Origin of the sequence: Geodermatophilus amargosae (genome assembly GCF_900116515.1) — a bacterium.
In the GTDB taxonomy this organism is placed as follows: Bacteria; Actinomycetota; Actinomycetes; order Mycobacteriales; family Geodermatophilaceae; genus Geodermatophilus; species Geodermatophilus amargosae.
Genome location: NZ_FPBA01000016.1, coordinates 39,806 through 61,537, shown reverse-complemented (window position 1 = coordinate 61,537; position 21,732 = coordinate 39,806). Strand labels below are relative to the sequence as shown.

The window sequence follows — 21,732 nt, the reverse complement described above, 5'->3', positions numbered from 1 at the left end:
GGCGCCCCTCAGGCGGCGCGGAGGGTGCTCAGCGCGGTGGTGACCCGGGCCAGCTCGTCGAGCATCGCCTTGCCGCCGGCCTCGAGCTCGGCGTTGGGCACGAACTCGTCCTCCTCGTCGAGGAACTGCGCGAAGAACGGGACCGACACCGCCTCGGGGACGACGTGCACCCGCAGCGCGCCGAGCACCGGCTTGACCGCCGACGAGGCGCGCAGCCCGGCCGAGACGCCGCCGTAGGTGACCAGCCCGGCCGCCTTGTCCGCCCACTCGGCCGACAGGTAGTCCAGCGCGTTCTTCAGCGACGCCGGGAAGGAGTGGTTGTACTCCGGCGTCACGAAGACGAACGCGTCGGCGCGGGAGACCGTCGCGCTCCAGTCCCGCGTGTGCTGGTGGGTGTACTGCTGCAGCCGGGGGTGGTTCGGCTCGTCGAACACCGGCAGGCCCACCTCGGCGAGGTCGACGAGCTCGACGTCGAAGCCGGCGTGCTCCCCGGCCAGGCGCTGGACCCAGCGGGCGACGGCGAGGCCGCGGCGGCCGGGACGGGTGCTGGCGGCGACGACCTGCAGGACGGGACGGGACACCGGGACCTCCGAGGACGCGGGGACGACTCGTGGAGTGCTCAACGTCCCTCCGCCCGGCCGCTTCCCGCACCGCGGGTGATCCCCGCCGCAGCGCCGTGACCCGATCGTGCCTGGACAGCGGCGCCCCGGACGTGCCGCCGGGCGGAGACGTCGCGGAGCGTGGCGACCTGCCCTGAACGGGTGATCCCGCAGCTCAGGAGCCTGCGCACGGCGACGTGAGCCCCGAGGCTGTCCGCGTGCCGCTCAGCGTCCCCGGGTTGCCGGACCTGCCGCCGGACCTCGCCGGTCCGGTGGCGGTGCAGCTGGCCAAGCCGGTGCGCGACCTGCCGACGGCGTCCGCACTGCCCGGCGGCTGCCGTTACGAGCCCAAGTGGGACGGCTACCGGCTGGTCGTCGTCCGCGGCCGCAGCGGGACCCGGCTGTGGTCCAAGCAGGGCCGCGACCTCACCGACCGCTTCCCCGACGTCGCCGCGGCCGCGCTCGCCCAGGTCCCGGCCGGCACGGTGCTCGACGGCGAGGTCGTCGCCTGGAACGGCGAGCGGCTCGACTTCGGCCTGCTGCAGCGCCGCATGGTCACCGCGCCCTCCCGGGTGGCCGCGCTGGCCGCCGCGCACCCCGCGTCCTACGTGGCCTTCGACCTGCTCGCCGCCGGCGGTGAGGACCAGCGCCGCCGGCCGTTGCGCAGCCGCCGGTCCGCGCTCGAGGACCTCGCCCGGCGGTGGGCTCCCCCCATGCAGCTGTCCCCGGTCACCGCCGATCCCGAGGAGGCCCGCGGCTGGGCCGAGGACCTGCGCCCCCTCGGCATCGAGGGGCTGGTCGCCAAGGGCGCGTCCACCCGGTACGCCGGCGGCCGCCGCGAGTGGCTCAAGGTCAAGTCCTGGGAGACGACGGAGGTCCTGGCCGGCGGCGTCATCGGCACCCTGGACCGGCCGAGCCAGCTGGTGGCCGGCCGCTACCGCGACGGCGAGCTGGTCGTCGTCGGGCGCACCAGCCCGCTGTCGCCCGCCCAGTCGGCCGAGCTGGCCGCCGTCCTCACCCCGGCAGGTCCGGACCACCCCTGGCCCGAGCGGATCGGCACCGGCCGCTTCGGCGGCGGGCGGCTGTCGGTGGCGCTCACCCGGGTGGAGCCGGCCGCCGTCGTCGAGGTCAGCGCGGACGCCGCCCTGACCGCCGGGGTGTTCCGGCACCCGCTGCGCTTCGTCCGGGTCCGCCCCGACCTCGCGCCCGGGGACGTCCCGCCCGCCGGCTGAGGCTCCGGGGCGCCGGCTCAGGGACGTTGCGGAACGCGGCCCAGCGTCACGAGGAACCGCCGCAGCAGGCAGGCGAGCTGGGCCAGCTCGTCCTCCGACAGGCCGGCGAGCAGGCCGCGCTCGGTCTCCAGGTGGTCGGGCAGCGCGGCGTCGAGGGCCTCCCGGCCGGCCGCGGTCAGGGTGACGACGACGGCCCGCCCGTCGGCCTCGCTGCGCGTCCGGGTGATCAGCCCCTTCTCCTCCAACCGGTCCAGCCGCTGGGTGATCGCCCCCGAGGTGACCAGCGCCGTCCGCATGAGCGCGGTGGGCGTCAGCTGGTAGGGCTGCCCGGCCCGGCGGAGGGCGGCGAGGACGTCGAAGGACGGCGCGTCGAGGCCGTGCCGCGCGAACGTCGCACGCTGGGCGAGGTGGACCTCCCGCTGCAGCTGCGTGATCCGGCCGATGATCCCCATGGGCGAGCAGTCGAGGTCCGGGCGCTCCCGGGACCACTGCTCGAGGATGAGGTCCACGGCATCCTCCACGCCGGTACCTCAGCAGTGAGAGAACGCGAGCGTCAAGCCGCGCCGCGCCCCTCGTCGGGGCGCACCAGACCGGTGGCCAGCCGGACGGTGAGCCCCTGCGGACCGGCCACCAGGTCGACGGAGTCCCAGAGCTTGCGGGCCAGCCACAGGCCCATGCCGCCGGCGGCGAGGTCGTCGCCGTGCGCCGGCACGAAGCCCGCGAGGGGGTCGCTGAAGGTGGTGCCGGAGTCGGAGATCGTGCAGACGACGGTGGAGCCGTCGGCCCACACGCGCGCGGAGATCGGCCGCCGTCCGTGCCGGAAGGCGTTGGCCGCCACCTCGCTCACGCCCAGGTGGAGGTCGGCGCGCTGGTCGGCGTCGGGGACGACGGCGTGGAAGGTGTGCCGCAGCTCCCCGCGCAGGACGGCCAGCGCCGGCACGCCGTCGAGGACGAGGACCGGCTCCCCCGCCTCCACCGGCTCGCGGGCCGCGCCCAGGTCGCGCAGCACGGCCGTCTGGTCCCGGTACTCGGAGTTCGCGACCCGCACGCCGCCCATCCACAGCTCCGGGTGGGTGTGCCGCGCGGTCCCGAGGACCTCGGCCGGCAGGTGCTCGCGGTCGTAGACGCACAGGCACGTCACCGGCGCGCCGTCCACCAGCGCGTTCGCCGCCGCCTCGTACCGCCGGACCTCCCGCCAGCGCCGGGGGTCGGACCCGAACAGGGGCTCGGCGAGGATCCGCAGCCGGCCGGACCCCCTCGTGGCGGCCTGCTCGACCCGCTGCCGGATGACGGCCATGGCGTCGGGGGCGCGGGCGCCGACGAGGCAGATGCGGGCGTCCTCCTCGACCTCGCGGGCCCGCATGCCCAGCGCCCGGCGGACGGCCGCCGCGGTCTCCGGCGCGCAGGCGAGGACCGCCAGGTCCCCGGCCCGCAGGCCCTCGTCGACGTAGGCGGCGGCCACCCCGACCGCCTCGCCGGGGGAGTGGACGAGCGCGGCGCCGTGCACGAAGGCCGAGCCCGACGACGGCGCGCGGGTGCCCCGCGCGGCCGCGCCGCTCCCTTGCTCCGCCTGCGAGGCGGAGGCCTCAGCCACTGGATCCACTGGCCCCTCGACCGACTGTGGGCCGGGACTGCCCCGGCCCGGTCGCCTCGATTGTGGAACACGTCCCCGGGACGGCGCCCCCCGGGTGCTCCTCAGGTCCCCCGGGGGGTGTACCGGCTCCCCCGCGGGCCGTCCGCCCGGCCCGGCCCGGCGCCGGGGTCCACCCCGGCCAGCGCGAGCACGCGGGCCGGCGCGGACCCCTCGCGGGTGCGCACCCGGACGACCACCGAGCGCGCGCTCGCCACCCGGAGCAGCTCGAGCAGCAACCCCACGCCGGCGCTGGCCAGGTAGGTGACCGCCTCCAGGTCGACCAGCACCCGCGTGCCGCCGGGGATCTCGTCGAGGGCGCGCAGGGCCTCGGCGCGCAGGCCCGGGGCGGCGACCAGGTCGAGCTCGCCGGAGAGCGCCAGCCGCACGCTCCCGGGCCCGCGGTCCACCGTCAACCGGGCCGCCCCGGCGTCGGGCCGCGCGCCGTCGCCCCGGACCACCGGCTCGTCCGGCCCCGGTCCGGCCGGGACGAAGCGGAAGTGCACCGTGGTGCCGGCCCCCTCGCCGCCGCCCTCGTCGATAGTGCGGCCGACCTCGACGTCGGTGGCCAGCGCGGAGATCAGCTCCAGTCCGCGGCCGCGGTACCCCTTGTCGGCCGGCGCCGGGCGCCACACGCCCTCGTCGCGCACGCAGACGTCGACGCCGCCGTCGGCGGTCCGCTCGAGCCGGTACTCGCAGCGCCCCTCCCCGGCGGTGGCGGCGTAGGCGTGCTCGACGGCGTTGGCCAGCGCCTCGCCGAGGGCCAGCTGCAGGTCGTCGAGGGAGTCGCCGGTGAGCCCGGCGGCCAGCGCCCAGGCGGTCACCCGGCGCCGCACCCCGCGCAGCCGGGCCGGCTCGGCGCGCAGCACCTCGTGCAGCGGCTCGGGGGTGAGGCGGGCGGCGATGACCGCGACGTCGTCGGGCAGTGCCGAGTCGTCGAGCACCTCGGCCAGCAGCGCGCGGGTCAGCCGGCGCGGCTCGGCGCCGCCCAGCCGTGCGGCGGCCTCGGCGACGCGGCGCAGGCCGGTGTCGAGGGACTCGCCGCGGCGCTCGACCAGGCCGTCGGTGTAGAGCAGCAGCGTCGTCCCCGGCTTGACCGTGGTGCCGCCCTCGGCGTACGGCCGGCGGCCCGGCGCGCCGAGGACCGCACCTCCGCCCTCCTCGAGGAAGGTCGCCGCGCCGTCGGTCACCAGCAGCGGCGGGGGGTGGCCGGCGCGGGCCCACCGCACGGTGCCGGCCGCCCAGTCGAGCACCAGGCAGGCCGCGGTCGAGGCCAGCGCGCCGGGCAGCCGGGCGGCGAACCGGTCGAGCAGCTCCAGGGCCTCCGCCGGGGAGTCACCCTGCAGCAGCGCCGCCGACAGCGCGCTGCGCAGCTGGCCCATCACGGCGGCGGCCGCCGGGCCCTGGCCGACGACGTCGCCGACGGCGATGGCCACCCGGCTCCCGCCCAGCTCGACGACGTCGTACCAGTCGCCGCCGGCCGAGGTGCCCGCGGCGCCGGGCAGGTACTCGGCGGCCAGCGCGAGCCGCTCCAGCCGGGGCACCGCGGCGGGCAGCAGGCTCAGCTGCAGGGTCGAGGCGATGTCCTGCTCGGCGCGGTAGAGGCGGGCCCGGTCCAGCGCCGAGGCGCACTGCTCGGCCACCGCCAGCAGCATGCCGCGCTCGGCCACACCCAGCCGGCCCGCCTCGGCGGCACCCACGCCCACCACGCCGACCACGCGGCCGGCGGCCAGCAGCGGCAGCGCCACGACGGACCCGGGTGCGCCGGCCACCCGGTCCGGGACGTCGTCGATCCACACCGGGCGACGTCCGGTGACCGCGGTGGTGACCGCCACCGGTGTGCCGAGCGGGATCTCGGCCCACCGGTGCCGGTCGTCGGCCGGGGGGCCGGCCTGCGCGAGCAGGCGCAGGGCGCGGCCGGCGTCGTCGACCTCGTAGACGCCGACCCGGCTGCCGTCCCCGGTGAGCGAGAGGACCGAGGCGGCGGCCGCCTCGGCCACCTCGACCGGCGTGGTGGCGGCCGAGAGCTCGGCGGTCACCCGCTGGAGCAGGCCCAGCCGCCGCGCCGCGGCGCGCTCGTCGGCCAGCAGCAGCGCGTTGTCGAGGGCCAGCGCGGCGCGGGCGGCGATCTCCTCGGCCAGCGCGCGGTCGTCGTCGTGGAAGGGCGGGGCGTCGTCGCGGCGCCCGAGCGCCAGGACCGCGCGCACCCGGCCGCGGACGGTGAGCGGCACCAGCAGCGCCGAGTGCAGGTCCAGCCGGACACCGCCGTCGCCGGCGCCGGACAGGTGCCGGCGCAGCACCGGCGCGCCGGTGTCGAGCACCTCGACGCCCAGCCCGCCGTGCGGCTCCGGCCGGGCGGTGTCCTCGACGCCCGCGAGGCCGGCGTAGCGCAGCCGCCCGTCCGGCCCGACGACCCGCGCGGTGCAGACGTCGGCCAGGCGGCGGTCGACGACCAGCCGCGCCAGGCCGGCCAGCTGCCGCTCGACCTCGGTCTCGCGGTCGAGCGCCGTGCCGACCTCGGCGAGCAGCGTCTGCCGCTCGGTCTCCCGGTAGCGGGCGTTGATGTCGGTGCAGCTGCCCACCCAGCCCCCGGCGGTGCCGCCGATGGGCACCGCGCGCTCGAGCAGCCAGTGGTGGGCGCCGTCGGCGCGGCGCAGCCGGAACTCGACCTCCCAGCCCTCCCCCGCCGCCGTCGCGGCCGCCACCGTGCCGGCGTAGCGCCGGGCGTCGCCGGGGTGCAGCCCGGCCCGCCACCCGTCGCCGAGCTCCGCCTCCATCGGGCGGCCGGTGAACGTCGTCCAGGCGGCGTTGAGGAACTCCCGCCGGCCGGTGCCGTCGGCGACCCAGATCAGCGCGGGCGCGAGGTCGGCCATCGTGGTGAACCGCTCCTCGGCCTCGCGGCGGGCGCGGCCGAGCTGCAGGTGGGCGTCGACGCGGGCGAGCAGCTCCTGGGCGGAGAAGGGCTTGACGAGGTAGTCGTCGGCCCCGGCGGCCAGCCCCTCGACGGCGGACTCCTGGCCGGCGCGGGCCGAGAGCAGGACCACCGGGACGCGGGAGGTGCGGGCGTCGGCGCGCAGGGCGGCGAGCAGCTGCACGCCGTCCAGCCGCGGCATCATCACGTCGCTGACGACGAGGTCGGGCGGGTCGGCCAGGGCAGCCTCCAGGGCCGCCTGGCCGTCGGCGACCGCACGGACCTCGTGCACCGGCGCGAGCAGCCGCACCACGTAGTCGCGCACGTCGGCGTTGTCGTCGGCCACCAGCACACGGCCGGCGCGGCTGCCCTGCGAACCGGGGGCGGCCGCGGGGGCGTCGTCGCCCGCCGACGGCAGCCAGCGCAGCGCCTCGGCGACGAACGGCGTGGCGCCGGGCGAGATCGCCGGCGGCTCGGCCACCGCGGGGGCCAGGCGGTCGGCGGGCAGGTGCGCGGTGCCCAGCGGCACGGTGACGGTGAAGGTCGTCCCGACGTCAGGGGCGCTCTGCACCTCCACGGAGCCGCCGTGCAGGCCGACCAGCTCCTCGACCATCGCCAGCCCGATGCCGCTGCCCTCACCGGAGCGCGAGCGGGCGCCGGACACGCGGGTGAACCGCTCGAACAGCCGGGGCAGCTCGGCGGCGGGGATGCCGGTGCCGGTGTCGGCGACGGTGAGGACCGCGGCGTCCTCGCCCTGCCGGAGCCGCACGGTGATGCCGCCCTCGAAGGTGAACTTCAGGGCGTTGGAGAGCAGGTTGAGGACGACCTTCTCCCACATGTCCCGGTCGACGTGCACCGGCTGCGACAGCGGCGGGCAGTCGACGGTCAGCCGCAGGCCCGCCCGGTCGACGGCGGAGCGGAAGACGCTGGCCAGCTCCGCGGTGGTCGTGGCGAGGTCGACCGGCTCGAACCGCGCGTCGATGCGGCCGGCCTGGATGCGCGAGAAGTCGAGCAGGGTGTTGACCAGCTTCTGCAGCCGCAGCGCGTTGCGCTCGACGACCTCGAGCTCCTCGGCCACCCGCGGGTCGGCGGTGGCCACCGCCGAGGCCCGCAGCTCCGCGACCGGGCCCATGATCAGCGTCAGCGGGGTGCGGAACTCGTGGCTGACGTTGCTGAAGAAGTCGGTCTTGGCGCGGTCGAGCTCGGCCAGGGCCTCCGCGCGGCGCCGCTCGGCCGCGTGGCTGCCCGCGTTGGCCAGGCCCGAGGCGATCTGGCCGGCCACCAGCAAGAGGAATCCGGCGTAGGCCTCGTCGAGGGCGCGGTGCGGGTTGAGCCCCACGACCAGGAAGCCGGCGACCGCGGCGGTGTCCGCGACCGGGGAGGCGACCGGCACCGCGAGCGCCCGCGACGGCGGCCGGTCCCAGGCGCCGGTGGGCAGTCCGGGGATCCCGGCGAGGTCGACGACGGCCTGCTCGCCGGCGCGCAGCCGGGACAGCGGCCAGACCCCGTCGTCGGCGAGGGTCTCCGGCGCGGCCGGGGAGCCCGGGGTCAGCCCGGTCGTGGTGCCCAGCCGCGCGCACCCGTCGTCGTCGACCAGGTAGGTGGCCGAGAAGGGCAGGTCGGCGTCGTTGCGGGCCAGCTGCCCGCCGACGGCGGCGAGCACGTCGGCCTCGGTCCGGGTCGCGGCGATCGCCGTGGCGAGGTCGCGCAGGCTGGCCATCCGCCGCTCGGCGAGCACCCGGTCGGTGTTCTCGGTGACGACGCAGAGCAACCCGGCGGTGCGGCCGTCGTCGTCGGCGACCGGGCTGTAGGAGAAGGTGTGGTAGGTCTCCTCCGGGTACCCGCTGCGCTCCAGGAAGAGCATCAGGTCCTCGTCCCAGGTGGCGACCCCGGTCTCGAGGACCGACTGCACCCGCGGGCCGACGTCGTCCCAGATCTCGGCCCACACCTCGGACGCCGGGCGGCCCAGTGCCCACGGGTGCTTGGCCTGCAGGGTGTCGCGCCGGTACGCGTCGTTGTAGAAGAACGCCAGCTCCGGACCCCATGCGGCCCACATCGGGAACCGCGAGGTCAGGACGATGCGCACGAGGTTGCGCAGCGCCGAGGGCCACTGCCCGGAGGGTCCGAGCGGGGTGTCCGCCCAGTCGCGGGCGGCCATCTCCCGGCCCACCTCCCCACCGCCGGCGAACAGGGAGCCGGGCGCGTCCCCCGTCACCGCGCCACCACGGAGGGCAGCCTAAGCGCTGCCCCCCGGGCGTGCCGGACCCCGTCCGGACAGCGCGTCGAGGGTCGCCCGGTCCAGGCCCGTGGCGGCGGAGACCTCGTCTGCGTCGACGGCGCCGCAGTCGAGCCCGCGCACCACCACCCCGGCCAGCGCCCGCGCGGTGGCCGGCTCGTCGAGCACCCCGGCGTCGGCCCGCTCCACGTACGCCGCCAGGCGCGCGGCGGCCGCCGGGAGTGCGCCGCGGAAGAACGCCTGGGTGGCCACGTGGCGGGTGACCAGCTGTGCGGGGTGCAGGTCCCAGCCCTGGTAGATGCCGCGCTCCAGCGCCCGCCGGACCAGCCCGGCGTGCACCCGCCAGCCGGCGTGCACCTGCTCGCGGGGACCGACGGGCAGCAGGTTGGTGGACCCGTCGACCGCCCGCGCGCCGGTCCCCGCGACGGCGACCTGCATGAGCTGCTTGGCGAGGTCGAGCGCGGGGTGGTCGGAGGACTGGTGCGCCGCCGCGATGCCCAGCGCCGCGCTGTAGTCGTAGGTGCCGTGGTGCAGCCCGGTCAGCCGCGGGCCGGCGGCGTGCACCATGCGGGCCAGCGTCACCCCGCCGTCGGCACCGAGCACCGCCTGCGGGGTCTCCACCTGCAGCTCCAGGTCCAGCGCGACGCCGTGCGCGTCCTCCAGCGCGTCGAGGACGGGCAGGAAGGCCCGAACCTGCTCGACGTCGGTGACCTTGGGGAGGACGACGGTGGCCTTCCCCACGCGGGAGGCGGACAGGAAGAGGTCGAGCGAGCGGACGCCGCGGCGGCGGGTGGGCCCCTCCAGCGACTTCGCGCGGATGCCGAGCGACGGCGGGGCGGTGCCGTCGGCGAGGTCCGCGGCGACGGCGGCCGCGGCCCGGCGCACGTCGTCGTCCTCCTCCTCGGGACGGCCGCGGTAGCCGTCCTCGGCGTCGACCCGCAGGTCCTCGACCGGCTCGGCGGCGAGCTTGGCGCGCACCCGCGGCAGCACCTGCTCGAGCAGGCCGGCGTCGTACCCCAGGTCGGGGAGGCCGTGCTCGTCGAGCGCTTCCAGGGCGGCGGCGCCCCACCGGGCGGCCAGGCCGGGGACGACGGCGTCGACCGGGACGTAGCAGGTGTGCACCGGTTGCCGGCCCGGCCGCTCGCCGGGGTAGGCGGCCGCGCGGGCGGCGTCGACCGGCGCGAGCCGGCGGTCCAGCTCGGCGTAGACGTCGTCGCCGAGCATCAACTGATGAGCTCGTACGCGGGCAGGGTGAGGAAGTCGGGGAAGTCGTCGGCCAGCGCCACCTGCTCGAACAGCCGCCGGGCGTCGTCGAGGTGCGGCAGCTCGCCGATGCCCGTCGTGATGTTCTCGACCTCCTCGGCGACCACCCGGCGGACCAGGTCCTCGGTCACCGTCTCGCCGGTGTCGAGCTCGACGCCGGCGTGCACCCACTGCCACACCTGCGAGCGGCTGATCTCGGCGGTGGCGGCGTCCTCCATGAGGCCGTGGATGCCGACCGCGCCGTTGCCGCCCAGCCACGCCGCCAGGTAGCGGATCGCCACCTCGACGTTGGCCCGCAGACCCGCCAGCGTGCGCCCGCCCGGGACGCCGGCGACGTCGAGGAGCTGCGACGCGGTCACCGACACCTCGGGGCGCTGCCGGTCGAGCTGGTTGGGGCGGTCGCCCAGGACGGCGTCGAAGGCCTCGCGGCAGACCGGGACGAGGTCGGGGTGGGCCACCCAGGAGCCGTCGAAGCCGTCGCCGGCCTCACGGGTCTTGTCCTCGCGGACCTTCGCCAGCGCGCGCTCGTTGGCCTCGGCGTCCTTGCGGCTGGGGATGGCCGCGGCCATGCCGCCGATGGCCATGGCGCCGCGGCGGTGGCAGACGGCGACCAGCTGGTCGGTGTAGGCCCGCATCATCGGCGCCGTCATGGTGACCGCCGCCCGGTCGGGCAGCACGAACTCCGGCCCGGCCTCGCGGAAGACCTTGATGACGCTGAACAGGTAGTCCCAGCGGCCGGCGTTGAGACCGGTGGCGTGGCTGCCCAGCGCGTGCAGCATCTCCTCCATCTCGAAGGCGGCCGGGATGGTCTCGACGAGCATCGTGGCGCGGATCGACCCCTCGGGGATCCCCAGCGACCGCTCGGCGGCGTCGAAGACCAGCCTCCACAGCCCCGCCTCGAGGTGGCCCTCCATCTTCGGCAGGTAGAAGTACGGGCCGCTGCCGCGCGAGAGCTGCTCGGCGGCGTTGTGGAACAGGTACAGCCCCGCGTCGACCAGCGCGCCGACCGCCGGCTGCCCGTCGACCAGCAGGTGCCGCTCGGGCAGGTGCCAGCCGCGGGGGCGCGGGACGATCGTGGGCAGGTCGCCGTCGTCCCGGAGCCGGTACTCCCGGCCCTCGGGGGTGGAGAAGGCGAGCTGCCGGCGGACGGCGTCGCGCAGCACCAGCTGCCCGGTGACGACGTTGCGCCAGTGCGGGGTGTTGGCGTCCTCGAGGTCGGCCAGCCACACGTCGGCGCCGCAGTTGAGCGCGTTGACCGCCATCTTCTGCTCGGTCGGGCCGGTGATCTCCACGCGGCGGTCGACCAGGCCGGGCGGCGGCGGGGGCACCTGCCAGTCCCCGTCGCGCACGTCGGCGGTCTCCGGGCGGAAGTCCAGCCAGCGGGCGGTGGCGATCTCGGCCCGCCGGGTGGCCCGGGCGGCCAGCAGGGCGTCGCGCTGGGGGCCGAAGCGGCGCTGCAGGTCGGCGAGGAACTCCAGCGCCTCGGGCGTGAGGACCTCCCCGGCCCGCTCGACCTCGGGGCCCTCCACGCGCACGTCACTCACTGCTGGTCCCCTTCGCCGGCACGGATGGGCTGCCATCCTGTCACCGTGTCCCGCCTGGACGAGTTCAACAGCGAGCCCGCGGACGCCGCCGTGGAGGCGCTGCGCGGCTGCAACGCCGCCCCGCGCTTCGCCGCCGAGCTGGTCGCCGCCCGCCCCTTCCCCGACGCCGGGACGCTGGTCCGCCGCGCCGGGGAGGTCGCCCGCGGCCTGCCGTGGGACGAGGTGCAGCTGGCGCTGGCCACCCATCCGCGGATCGGCGACCGGGTGGAGGGCTCCTCGGCCGAGGCGCAGGCCTCCCGCCGCGAGCAGGGCGCGGTGGGCGGCGCCGACGACGACACCCGCGCCGCGATCGTCGAGGGCAACCGCGCGTACGAGGAGCGCTTCGGGCACGTCTACCTGATCCGCGCGGCCGGCCGGTCTCCGGAGGAGATGCTCGCCGAGCTGCGCCGCCGCCTGGACAACGACCCCGACGCCGAGCGGGCCGAGGTGGTCGAGCAGCTGGCGCAGATCACCGAGCTGCGGGTGCAGGGGCTGGTCGACGCATGAGCGTGTCCACGCACGTGCTCGACGCCGTCGCCGGGCGGCCGGCGGCGGGGATCGCCGTCCGGCTGCTGGCCGGTGACGACGTCGTCGCCGAGGGGGTCACCGACGACGACGGCCGCTGCCGGCTCACCGAGGAGTCCACCGCCGCGGGGCCGCACCGGCTGGTGTTCGCCACCGGCGCGTGGTTCGGGGCGCGCGGGACGACGGCGTTCTGGCCGGAGGTCACGCTGACCTTCGCCGTCACCGAGCCGGCCGCCCACCACCACGTGCCGCTGCTGCTCTCCCCGTTCGCCTACTCCACCTACCGCGGCAGCTGACGGGAGGGCCGTGCCCGAGGTCGAGCTCGTCGGCGTGCCGTTCGACGGCTACGGCCGGCCCGGGAACCAGGCGCTCGCCGCCGGTGCCCTGCGCCGGGCCGGGCTCGCCGCGGCCCTCGGCTCCCCTGCGCGCGACACCCTGCTGGAGATCCCCGGGCCCGTCGCGGAGCGGGGCCCCGCCGGTGGCCTGCTCGACGAGCCGGCCCTGGTCGCGGCCACCGACCGGCTCGCCGCGCGGGTCGCGCGGCCGTCGCCGCCGGCCGCTTCCCGGTCGTCCACGGCGGTGACTGGGCTCTGCTGCTGGGATCGGTCGCCGGCCTGCGGACCGTGGCCGGGACCGCCGGCCTGGTGTTCGTCGACGGCCACGAGGACGCGGTGCCGCTGGACGTCTCCGAGGACGGCGAGGCGGCCAACACCGAGGTCGGGCTGCTTCTCGGGCTGACCGGCCGGCTGCTCACCGGGCCGCTCGCCCGTCGCCGCGGTGTCCTCGACCCGGCGGCGCTGGCGGTGCTCGGCACGCGCGACCGCGACTGGCGGGCGCGCTTCGCCGTCGGCTCGCTGCGCGACGCCGGGGTGTGGCTCCGCGACGTCGACGAGGTGGCGGCCGTCCCGCGGGTGGCCGGCCGGGACGCGGCGGAGCACGTGGCCGGCGCGGCGCCCCGGTGGTGGCTGCACGTCGACCTCGACGTCCTGGACCCCGTCGTCTTCCCCGCCCAGGGGCTGCCCGGCGTCCCGGACGACCCCGGCGGACTGCGCTGGGACGGGCTCACCGACCTGCTGGGCACGCTCGAGGTGCCCGGGTGCGCCGGCTGGAGCGTGGCGGTCCACGACCCCGAGCAGGACCCGGACGGCACCTGCGGCCGCGACGTCGTCCGGCTCGCCGGACACCTTGCCGCCGCCCTCGGCTGACCCGCCGGTTCCACGTGCAACACCCCCGCAACCCGCGTGGGGCAGGCTGCGGGGCATGGCGATCGTGCTCGGACCCAACCAGTACGGGAAGGCGGAGGTCCGCGTCGTCGCGGTCGACCGCAGCGAGTCGTCCCACGAGCTCGTCGACCTCAACGTCAGCACCGCCCTGCGCGGGGACTTCGCCGCCGCCCACACCGCGGGCGACAACGCGCACGTCCTGACCACCGACGCGCAGAAGAACACCGTCTTCGCCTTCGCCCGCGACGGCGTCGGCTCGCCGGAGGCCTTCGGCCTGCGCCTGGCCCGCCACCTCGCCGGCTCCTACGACTGGATCACCGGCGCCCGGGTGGCCGTGGAGTCCTACGGCTGGGAGCGGATCGCCGTGGGCGGGCAGCCGCACGAGCACGCCTTCCGGCGCCCCGGCGGGGAGGTCCGGACGGCGGTGGTCACCGCCGACGGGGACGACGTGCACGTGCTGGCCGGCCTCACCGACCTCGTCGTCCTCAAGACCACCGGCTCGGAGTTCTGGGGCTTCCCGCGCGACCGGTACACGACGCTGGCCGAGACCCGCGACCGCGTCCTGGCCACCGCGGTCACCGCACGCTGGCGCTACACGTCGGCCGACCTCGACTGGTCGGGCGTGTACGACGGCGTCCGGACGACGCTGCTCGAGACCTTCGCCGCCACCCACTCCCTCGCCCTGCAGCAGACGCTGTACGCGATGGGCGAGGCGGTGCTCGAGCGCTTCGGCGACGTCGCCGAGGTGCGGATGTCGATGCCGAACCGGCACCACTTCCTGCAGGACCTGTCGGCGTACGGCCTGGACAACACCCCGGGCCCGGACGGCGCCGTGGTCTACCACGCCGACGACCGGCCCTACGGCCTCATCGAGGGCAGCGTGCTGCGCGACGACGTCCCGCCCGCCGAGGTCGCCTGGCTGGGCACGCCCGGCTTCTGCTGAACCGTCCGGGGACCGGAGAGCCAGGACCGCTGCGTCGTCGTGCGGCGGCCCCACGCGACGAGGACGGCCAGGACCAGCAGTGCGGCAGACGGGACCGGGCTGGCCTGCAGGACGGCGAGGTCGGTGACCGTCGCCCCGACCATGAGCAGGGCCAGCCCGCTCGCGGCGGCGACGGCGAGGCGGGGCACCAGGACCCCGACCGCACCGGTGACCTCGCAGACCCCGACCAGGATCCGCAGCCACTGACCGGCCCCCACGTCGGCGAACATCTCGACCATGGCGGGGTCGCCGGCCAGCTTGGTCAGGCCGGCCCCGGCGAAGACCGCGGCGAGCAGCGCCTGGCCGGTCCAGAGGGTGACGGTCCCGGCGCGGCCGCCGGCGGAGGTCCTGGGGAACGAGGTGCTGGTCGTGTCGCGCTCCTGAGCTCGTTCAACCGATTGGTTGATGAACCGTGGCCAGCGCCGCCGTCATCGTCAACTATCTGGTTGATCACTACCCGCTCGCCGTCCTGCGGGTGGCCGCCTGGCACCATCGGCCGCCGTGGGCGACGAGCGCGAGGTCCTGACCTACGACCTGTTCGGCACGGCGGCCCGCGAGCTGGCCCAGCAGGTCGCCGACGACGGCTTCGAGCCCGACCTGATCCTGTCGATCGCCCGCGGCGGCCTCTTCCTCGGCGGCGCGCTGGGCTACGCGCTCGACGTGAAGAACCTCTTCGTGATGAACGTCGAGTTCTACACCGGCGTCGACGAGCGGCTGGACCTGCCGGTGGTGCTGCCGCCGACGCTGGACGCCGTCGACCTGACCGGCGCGAACGTGCTCGTCGCCGACGACGTCGCCGACACCGGGAAGACGCTGGAGCTGGTCCGCGACTTCTGCGCCGGCTACGTCTCCTCGGTGCGGACGGCCGTCGTCTACGAGAAGTCCCGGTCGCTGGTGACGTGCGACTACGTGTGGCGCCGCACCGACGCGCGGATCGACTTCCCGTGGTCCTCGCAGCCGCCGGTGCGCACGCGCAGCAGCCGCCCCGCCCACTAGCCGTGGCCGCCGTCGAGCTGGAGCCGATCACGCCGGAGAACGTCCGCGCGGTGTGCGACCTGCGCGTGGCGCCCGGCCAGGAGCACCTCGTCGCGCCGAACGCGGTGTCCCTCGCCGAGGCGTACGTGTACCCGCAGGCCTGGTGCCGCGCGGTGCGCTCCGACGGCCGCCTGGTCGGTTTCGTGATGCTCTGGGACTCACCCGAGGAGCTCGGGCACATGCTGTGGCGGCTGATGGTCGACGCCTCCGCGCAGGGGCAGGGCATCGGCCGGCAGGTGGTGGCGGCCGTCGCCGACCACGTCCGGGCGCAGGGCGTCGGCGTGCTGAGGGTGAGCCTGGTGGAGGGCGAGGGGAGCCCGGCGCCGTTCTACCGGTCGCTGGGCTTCGTCCCCACCGGCGAGATGGCCGACGACGAGCCGGTGTACGCGCTGACCCTCTGGACCAGTGGCCCGGCGGCCCCGTGCAGGGTCCCGCTGCGATCCTGCGAGTAGTGGGGGGCACGGGGGTCCTTCCAGTAGCGGAATCGGGCGACCGCCCCGGCCAGCTCGGCCGTCGTCCGGGTGACCTCCTCGACAGCGGACCGGGCCTCCCCCACCGCGCGGCTCGCGGCCGCCGTCGCGGTGGCGACCTCCGCGGCGTCGGCGGCGATCTCCCCCACCGAGGCCGCGGCGGCCGCGACGCTGCGGTCCATCTCCGCCGTCGTCGCCGTCTGCTCCTCGACCGCGGCGGCGATGGTGCCCTGGGAGTCGTCGACCAGCCCGATGATCGCGGTGATCTCACCGATCGCGGCGACGGCGCTGCCCGTGTCGGCCTGGATGGCCTCGACCCGCGCGGTGATGTCCTGCGTTGCCCGGGCGGTCCCCTGCGCGAGCTGCTCGACCTCGTCGGCGACGACGGCGAAGCCCTTTCCCGCCTCGCCGGCCCGCGCCGCCTCGATGGTGGCGTTGAGCGCGGGCAGGTTGGTCTGCTCGGCGATCGCGGTGACGGCCACCGCCTCGCCGGCCACCCGCGCGCCTCGGTGGCGTTGCGCGCGATCTCGCGGATCGAGGAGCCCATCTGCACCGAGCCGGCCGCGACCGTCTGCACGCTCTGCGACACGTCGGCGGCGGCCGTGGCCACCGCACCGGTCCGGGACGAGGACTCACCGACCCGCGTGCCCATCTCCGCGGCGGCCGCCGACAGCTGCTCCCCGGCCGCGCCGAGCGTCGCCGTCGTCGTGCCGATCGCGGCGAGGACGCCGCGCACCTGCGCCAGGGAGTCCTCGAGCGCGGTGGCCATACGGCCGACCTCGTCCCGGCTGGTCAGGCCGCTGGTGCCGCGCAGGTCGCCGTCGGCCATCGCCGCGACCACGGCGCCGACCCGGCGCAGCGGCCGCACCACCGAGCGGGTCACCGCCCAGCCGAGGGCGGCCAGGACGAGGACGCCCGTGACCGCGACGACGAGGGCGAGGGTGACCGCGGTGGCGCGCTGGTCCTCGCCGGCCCGGGCCGCGGCGTCGGCCTCCGCGTCGACGGCGGCGCCCACGGCCGGCAGCTGGTCCTCGAGGACGCCGAAGGCCGTGGCGAACTCCGGACAGGCGGCCCGCGCGGCGGGGAGGTCGCGGCCGGAGCGGCGCACGTCGGTCTGCTCGGCGGGGGCGACGGCGGACACCGTCCTGAGGTCCTTCGGCACCCGGTGGACCGACTACGGCGGAAGCACGTGGCTACGTGCGGGCCGACACCGTCACGGTGTACCGGCGGTCGTTCGCGGCGACGCGGGTCGGGCCGACGATGCGCCGGAGCGCCGCGCGGTGCGGCAGCCGGTTGTTGTAGACCGTCCACAGCTCCCCACCGGGCCGCAGCACCCGCGCCGCGGCGGTGAACAGCCGGTCCGCGGCCGCCGTCACCACGGCCGTGCCCAGGTGGAACGGCGGGTTGCAGACGACGAGGTCCACCCTGCCGTCGGGCAGGGTGGACGCGGCGTCGTCGCGCAGGACGTGCACCCGGTCGAGCCCGGCGCGCGCCAGCGTGGCCCGCGCCGAGGCGACCGCGGCGGCCGACTGGTCGGTGGCGGTCACCGTCAGGTCCGGCCGGGAGCGGGCGAGGGCGGCGGCCAGCACACCGGTGCCGCAGCCCAGGTCGACGGCGGTGCGCGCGTCCTGGCCGGCACCGTCGAGGGCGCCGAGCAGCAGCCGGGTGCCGTCGTCGACGCGCGTGCCGGCGAAGGCGGCGCCGTGCGCGCACACGTCGAGGTCCAGGGCGTCGTCGTGCCGGCAGCGGGGGAAGGAGGACCGCACGTCCGGCCGCGGCCCGCGGGCGACGAGCACCCGCGACTTCTGCCGGGCCAGGGTGGCCGAGACCTCGGTGAACCCGGCCCGCAGCACGTCGTTCATGCCGAGCGTCATGTGCTTGACCCGCCCGCCGACCAGCACGGTGACGCCGGGGTCGGCCGTGGCGGCGGCCAGCTCGGTGAGCTCGCGCAGCGCGTCGAGGGCGCGCGGCGCGCGGGCCAGCACGAGCGTCGCGCCGTCGAAGAGCCCGGCGTCCAGCGGCGCGGACCGGTACGTGCCGGTCAGGCCGCTGCGCCCGGCGTTCAGCGCCAGCGCCTGCTCCCCGACCAGCAGGTCCTGGGACACGCGGACGTCCCGTGCCCCGGCCGCGACCGCGCCGAGGGTGAGCGCCCCGTACGCGTCGTCGACGACGACCACCCGCTGCTCGGGGAGCCGTTCGGCGGTGTCGAGCAGCAGCCGGTCGGTGGCGTCGACGGCGACCAGGTCCGGCGCCTCGACGTCGGGCTCCCTCCTCAGCTCGGCGAGCAGCTCAGCGGCAGAGATGGCCATCTCTGCCGCTGTCAGGGACGCGGAGTGGCGGCGACGAACGCGGCCACCACGCGGCCGAGCTCCGGGCCGACGTCCTCCTGCAGGAAGTGCCCGCCGCCGCGCAGGGTGGTGTGCGGCATGCCCTGCGCCCCCGGGACGACCCGCCGGAACACCCGGTCCCCGCCGCCGGTGATCGGGTCGGAGTCGGAGAACGCGGTGAGCAGGGGCTTCTCCCAGCGCGCGAGCACCTCCCAGGCGGCGCGGTTCGCCGCCGCGGCGGGGTCGTCGGGCGCGGTCGGGACGAGGCTCGGGAAGACACGGGCGCCGGCCTTGGAGGCCTCGTCGGGGAACGGCGCGTCGTAGGCGGCGACCACCTCCGGCGGCAGGGCGGTGACCGTCCCGTTGGACACGACGCGGCCGACGTCGAAGGCGGGCGCCGTCGTGGCGAAGCGCTGCCAGGCGAGGAACGCCTCGCTCATCGGTGTGTCGCCGGTGGGCAGGCCCGTGTTGGCGACCACCACCCGCGCGAACCGGTCGGGGTGCTCGGCCACCAGCCGCAGCCCCACGAGCCCGCCCCAGTCCTGCCCGACGAGCGTGACGCCGACCAGGCCGAGGCCCTCGAACAGCGTCTGCCGCATCCACTCGACGTGTGCGGCGTAGCTGTAGGCGGCCGGGTCGGTGGGCTTGTCGGAGCGGCCGAAGCCGACCAGGTCGGGCGCGACGACACGCAGCCCGGCAGCGGTGAGCTCCGGGATCACCCGGCGCCAGAGGAAGGACCACGACGGCTCGCCGTGCAGCAGCAGCACGACCTCGCCGTCGGCCGGCCCGGTGTCGACCACCGCGACCCGCAGCATCGTGCCGTCGCCGCCGTCGAAGGTGACGTACGTGGGCGGGTACGGGAAGTCCGGCAGCGCGGCGAACCGCTCCCCCGGCGTGCGGACGACGTCCATGCAGACCCCTCGGGCATAGGAAGCGATCCCCACGTTCTCGCCGTGAGGACGTGGGGAGAGCTTCCTATGCCCCTGGTCCCTCAGACGCCGGGGAGGCCGACGGGGCAGCTCACGCCCGTCGAGTGCACCGGGCAGTACCCGTTGGGCACCTTGTGGAGGTACTGCTGGTGGTAGTCCTCGGCGTAGAAGAACTCGCCGAGCGGGGCGATCTCGGTGGTGATGTCGCCGTAGCCGGCCGCCTTCAGCCGCTCCTGGTACTGGTCGCGGCTGGCGCGGGCGGCGGCCTCCTGCTCGGGCGTCCCGAAGTAGATCGCCGAGCGGTACTGGGTGCCGACGTCGTTGCCCTGGCGCATGCCCTGGGTGGGGTCGTGGTCCTCCCAGAACACCTTGAGCAGCTCCCCGTAGCTCACGACGGCGGGGTCGAAGACGACGAGGACGACCTCGGTGTGCCCGGTGCGCGCCGAGCAGACCTCCTCGTAGGTCGGGTTGGGCGTGTAGCCGCCCGCGTAGCCGGCGGCGGTCGAGTAGACGCCGGGCACCTGCCAGAACACCTTCTCGACGCCCCAGAAGCAGCCCGCGCCGAAGACGGCGGTCTGCATCCCCTCCGGGAACGGCGGCTGGATGCGGTTGCCGTTCACCGCGTGGGTCTCCGGGACGTGCGGCAGCGCGTCGGGGCGACCCGGCAGCGCGTCGTCCTGCGTCACCGGCTGGGTCTTGTACCGGGAGAACAACATGATCCGAGCGTAGGACGGGCGCGCCACCCGGCGGGCCGCCGCCGTCGCAGCGGCGGCAGGATCACCTGCGGACCCCCACCCGACGACGCAGGGAGCGCCCCGTGCCGATCACCGCCCGCGAGTGGCACCTGGCCGCCCGTCCCCACGGCGAGCCCACCCCCGAGGACTTCAGGCTGGTCGAGGTCGAGCACCCCGACCCCGCCGAGGGCCAGGTGGTGGTGCGGATGGTCGCGATGTCGGTCGACCCCTACATGCGCGGGCGCATGCGGCTGGGCCCCTCCTACGCCGCGCCGTGGGAGGTCGGCGAGGTGATGAAGGGCGGCGCGGTCGGCCGGGTCGTCGAGTCGCGCTCCCCCGACGTCCCGGAGGGGGCACTCGTCCTCACCGACGCCGCCTGGCGCGACGTCGCCGTCCTCGACGCCCGCGCCGTCCGGCAGCTGCCGGCGACCGAGGACCTGCCGCTCACCTACTCCCTCGGCATCCTCGGGATGCCCGGGCAGACCGCCTACGCCGGGCTGTTCCGGGTGGCCGCCTTCCGCGAGGGCGACGCCGTCTTCGTGTCCGGCGCGGCCGGGGCGGTGGGCAGCGCGGTCGGCCAGTTCGCGCGGCTGCGCGGCGCCTCGGCGGTGATCGGCAGCGCCGGCAGCCCGGAGAAGGTGGCCTGGCTGCGCGAGATCGGCTTCACCGGCGCCTTCGACTACCACGACGGGCGGGTGAAGGACCTGCTCGCGCAGGCCGCGCCCGACGGCATCGACGTCTACTTCGACAACGTGGGCGGCGAGCACCTCGACGCCGCCCTGGGCGCGCTGCACGTGCACGGCCGGGCGGCGCTGTGCGGGTCGATCTCCGGCTACAACGCCACCGAGGCGGTGCCCGGGCCGAAGAACTTCAGCGCGCTCATGGTGAGCAAGCGGCTCGCGGTGACCGGACTGCTCGTGGGCGACCACGACGACCTGCGCGCCGAGTTCACCGAGACGGTGTCCGGCTGGATCCGCTCGGGCGAGCTGGTCGTGCGGGAGACCGTCTACGAGGGCCTGGACAACGCCGTCCCCGCCTTCCTCGACCTCCTCAAGGGCGCCAACACCGGGAAGATGGTCGTCCGGCTGGCCCCCGATCCCGACTGAGCACGGTTGCGCGTCCCGGGTGCCGGGCAGGGCCTGTCCATGTGGCTCTTCCTCACCCGGCGCCTGCGCGTCTGGCTCATCGTGACCGTGCTCGTCCCCCTCGCCACCGGACTGCTCCGGCGGGTCGGGCACGCCCTCGAGCGGCGCGGCGGCTCCACCCCGGTCAGCCGGGCGCTCCTGCAGGCCGGCGACCTCGGCGACCGGGCGCGCGCCCGGCTGCGCGGTGGCGGCCGCCGGCGCCGGTGACGACGGCGTCCCGGGTCCCGGCTCTCGACCACACCCCGGCGACCGCGCCCACCCGCGCGGTGGCCGTCTTCGCGCACGGCGGCACCGTGGCCAGCGTGGAGCCGCCCCGGGACCGGGCGCTGTCCCTGGTCCGGATGCGCGCGATCCAGGAGGCGGTGTCCCGCGCCGCCGCCGGCCGGGGCGTCGAGGCGTACGTGGTGCGCTACCGCGTGGCCGGGTGGAACGGCGCGGCCGCCGACGCGCACGCCGACGTCCGGTGGGCGCTGGACCAGGTGCGCGAGCGGCACGGTGACGTCCCGGTGGTGCTCGTCGGGCACTCGATGGGCGGCCGCGCGGTGCTGCGCGCCGGCGGCGACCCGTCGGTGACCGCCGTCTGCGGGCTGGCGCCGTGGACGCCGCCGGGCGAGCCGGTCGCCCACCTGCGCGGGCGCACCGTCGTCCTGGCGCACGGCCGCGGCGACCGGTGGGTGCCCGCGCGGCTGTCGGAGGACTTCGCCGTCCGCGCGCACCGGGCCGGCGTGCCCGTCGCCCGCTTCACGCTGCCCGGCGGACACGGGATGGTGCGCGCGGTCGGCCGGTGGCACGCGCTGGTCCGCGACGTCGTCCTGGCCGGTGCCGGACTCGGTCCCATGCCCCGCGACGTCCGCGCCGCCCTGGACGCGCCGCCGCCGGAGGGCCTCGCCGTCCCGCTCTGAGCGTTG

Annotated in this window: 19 protein-coding genes and 2 pseudogenes; 10 read left to right on the top strand and 11 right to left on the bottom strand. The window is 76.6% G+C overall.

All coding sequences use genetic code 11. The features are described 5' to 3' along the window. Positions 1-8 precede the first annotated feature (8 nt). Entirely contained in the window at positions 9-581 is a 573-nt protein-coding gene (locus tag BM414_RS18945) for an NADPH-dependent FMN reductase (protein ID WP_093581874.1), read from the bottom strand. A gap of 236 nt (positions 582-817) precedes the next feature. On the opposite strand from BM414_RS18945, the gene BM414_RS18940 reads away from it, so the two are divergent. Beyond that, entirely contained in the window at positions 818-1,831 is a 1,014-nt protein-coding gene (locus BM414_RS18940) for an ATP-dependent DNA ligase (RefSeq protein WP_093581981.1), read from the top strand. 17 nt (positions 1,832-1,848) lie between these two features. Here the strand turns inward: BM414_RS18940 and BM414_RS18935 are convergent, their stop codons facing one another. From BM414_RS18935 to aceB, 5 genes are all read right to left on the bottom strand, one after another. Next, complete coding sequence (locus BM414_RS18935) at positions 1,849-2,340, bottom strand: MarR family winged helix-turn-helix transcriptional regulator (RefSeq protein ID WP_245784828.1); 492 nt, start codon at positions 2,338-2,340, stop codon at positions 1,849-1,851. A 44-nt stretch (positions 2,341-2,384) separates the two neighbouring features. Beyond that, positions 2,385-3,425: a sensor histidine kinase gene (locus BM414_RS29535; protein WP_175551687.1), complete on the bottom strand. Its 1,041-nt coding sequence runs from the start codon at positions 3,423-3,425 to the stop codon at positions 2,385-2,387. Between the two features lie 101 nt (positions 3,426-3,526). After that, positions 3,527-8,587 (bottom strand): SpoIIE family protein phosphatase, encoded by a 5,061-nt coding sequence (locus BM414_RS18925; protein WP_093581868.1) that lies wholly within the window; start codon positions 8,585-8,587, stop codon positions 3,527-3,529. 21 nt (positions 8,588-8,608) lie between these two features. Then, positions 8,609-9,832 (bottom strand): DUF6986 family protein, encoded by a 1,224-nt coding sequence (locus BM414_RS18920; RefSeq protein ID WP_093581866.1) that lies wholly within the window; start codon positions 9,830-9,832, stop codon positions 8,609-8,611. After that, complete coding sequence (aceB, locus tag BM414_RS18915; protein ID WP_245784827.1) at positions 9,832-11,415, bottom strand: malate synthase A; 1,584 nt, start codon at positions 11,413-11,415, stop codon at positions 9,832-9,834. The genes BM414_RS18920 and aceB overlap by 1 nt, the downstream gene beginning before the upstream one ends. A 45-nt stretch (positions 11,416-11,460) precedes the next feature. Here aceB and uraD point away from each other — a divergent pair, with 45 nt between their 5' ends. The 4 genes and pseudogenes from uraD (at position 11,461) to pucL (ending at position 14,145) form a co-directional block, all read left to right on the top strand. Further along, complete coding sequence (uraD, locus tag BM414_RS18910; protein WP_217644810.1) at positions 11,461-11,961, top strand: 2-oxo-4-hydroxy-4-carboxy-5-ureidoimidazoline decarboxylase; 501 nt, start codon at positions 11,461-11,463, stop codon at positions 11,959-11,961. Next, positions 11,958-12,275 (top strand): hydroxyisourate hydrolase, encoded by a 318-nt coding sequence (gene uraH / locus BM414_RS18905; RefSeq protein ID WP_093581862.1) that lies wholly within the window; start codon positions 11,958-11,960, stop codon positions 12,273-12,275. Before uraD ends, uraH begins: the two co-directional genes overlap by 4 nt. 237 nt (positions 12,276-12,512) lie before the next feature. Further along, a pseudogene (locus BM414_RS18895) lies at positions 12,513-13,184 on the top strand (arginase family protein); the annotation flags it as partial. A gap of 55 nt (positions 13,185-13,239) precedes the next feature. Beyond that, positions 13,240-14,145 carry a factor-independent urate hydroxylase gene (pucL, locus tag BM414_RS18890; protein ID WP_093581858.1) on the top strand — a complete coding sequence of 302 codons (906 nt, stop codon included), beginning with the start codon at positions 13,240-13,242 and terminating at the stop codon, positions 14,143-14,145. Here the strand turns inward: pucL and BM414_RS18885 are convergent. Then, the gene (locus tag BM414_RS18885) at positions 14,061-14,480 is read right to left on the bottom strand and encodes a DoxX family protein (RefSeq protein ID WP_281246762.1); all 420 of its coding nucleotides are present in this window, start codon (positions 14,478-14,480) and stop codon (positions 14,061-14,063) included. The genes pucL and BM414_RS18885 overlap by 85 nt on opposite strands. A gap of 205 nt (positions 14,481-14,685) precedes the next feature. Here BM414_RS18885 and BM414_RS18880 point away from each other — a divergent pair, with 205 nt between their 5' ends. Then, positions 14,686-15,180, top strand: coding sequence for a phosphoribosyltransferase (locus BM414_RS18880; protein ID WP_093581854.1), 495 nt, complete (start codon positions 14,686-14,688; stop codon positions 15,178-15,180). Next, on the top strand, positions 15,129-15,671 hold the full coding sequence (locus BM414_RS31850) for a GNAT family N-acetyltransferase (protein ID WP_425432363.1): 543 nt from the start codon (positions 15,129-15,131) through the stop codon (positions 15,669-15,671). Before BM414_RS18880 ends, BM414_RS31850 begins: the two co-directional genes overlap by 52 nt. A gap of 38 nt (positions 15,672-15,709) precedes the next feature. On the opposite strand, the pseudogene BM414_RS31845 reads toward BM414_RS31850, so the two are convergent. The 4 genes and pseudogenes from BM414_RS31845 to msrA all read right to left on the bottom strand — a co-directional run. Beyond that, positions 15,710-16,812 (bottom strand): annotated as a pseudogene (locus tag BM414_RS31845) (methyl-accepting chemotaxis protein); the annotation flags it as partial. A gap of 70 nt (positions 16,813-16,882) precedes the next feature. Beyond that, positions 16,883-17,998: a class I SAM-dependent methyltransferase gene (locus tag BM414_RS18865; RefSeq protein ID WP_093581850.1), complete on the bottom strand. Its 1,116-nt coding sequence runs from the start codon at positions 17,996-17,998 to the stop codon at positions 16,883-16,885. An 11-nt stretch (positions 17,999-18,009) separates the two neighbouring features. Next, positions 18,010-18,927 carry a haloalkane dehalogenase gene (locus BM414_RS18860; protein ID WP_093581848.1) on the bottom strand — a complete coding sequence of 306 codons (918 nt, stop codon included), beginning with the start codon at positions 18,925-18,927 and terminating at the stop codon, positions 18,010-18,012. An 80-nt stretch (positions 18,928-19,007) separates the two neighbouring features. Continuing rightward, a complete protein-coding gene (gene msrA, locus BM414_RS18855) occupies positions 19,008-19,661 on the bottom strand; it encodes a peptide-methionine (S)-S-oxide reductase MsrA (protein ID WP_093581978.1) in 654 nt (217 codons plus the stop codon). Between the two features lie 101 nt (positions 19,662-19,762). Here msrA and BM414_RS18850 point away from each other — a divergent pair, with 101 nt between their 5' ends. Genes BM414_RS18850 through BM414_RS18840 form a run of 3 tightly spaced genes read left to right on the top strand, consistent with a single transcriptional unit; the run spans position 19,763 to position 21,726 of the window. Next, complete coding sequence (locus tag BM414_RS18850; RefSeq protein WP_093581846.1) at positions 19,763-20,785, top strand: NADP-dependent oxidoreductase; 1,023 nt, start codon at positions 19,763-19,765, stop codon at positions 20,783-20,785. A 6-nt stretch (positions 20,786-20,791) separates the two neighbouring features. Further along, positions 20,792-21,031, top strand: a complete 240-nt coding sequence (locus tag BM414_RS18845) for a hypothetical protein (RefSeq protein ID WP_245784826.1) — start codon at positions 20,792-20,794, stop codon at positions 21,029-21,031. Then, positions 21,028-21,726 (top strand): serine aminopeptidase domain-containing protein, encoded by a 699-nt coding sequence (locus BM414_RS18840; protein WP_093581842.1) that lies wholly within the window; start codon positions 21,028-21,030, stop codon positions 21,724-21,726. Before BM414_RS18845 ends, BM414_RS18840 begins: the two co-directional genes overlap by 4 nt. Positions 21,727-21,732: the final 6 nt, after the last annotated feature.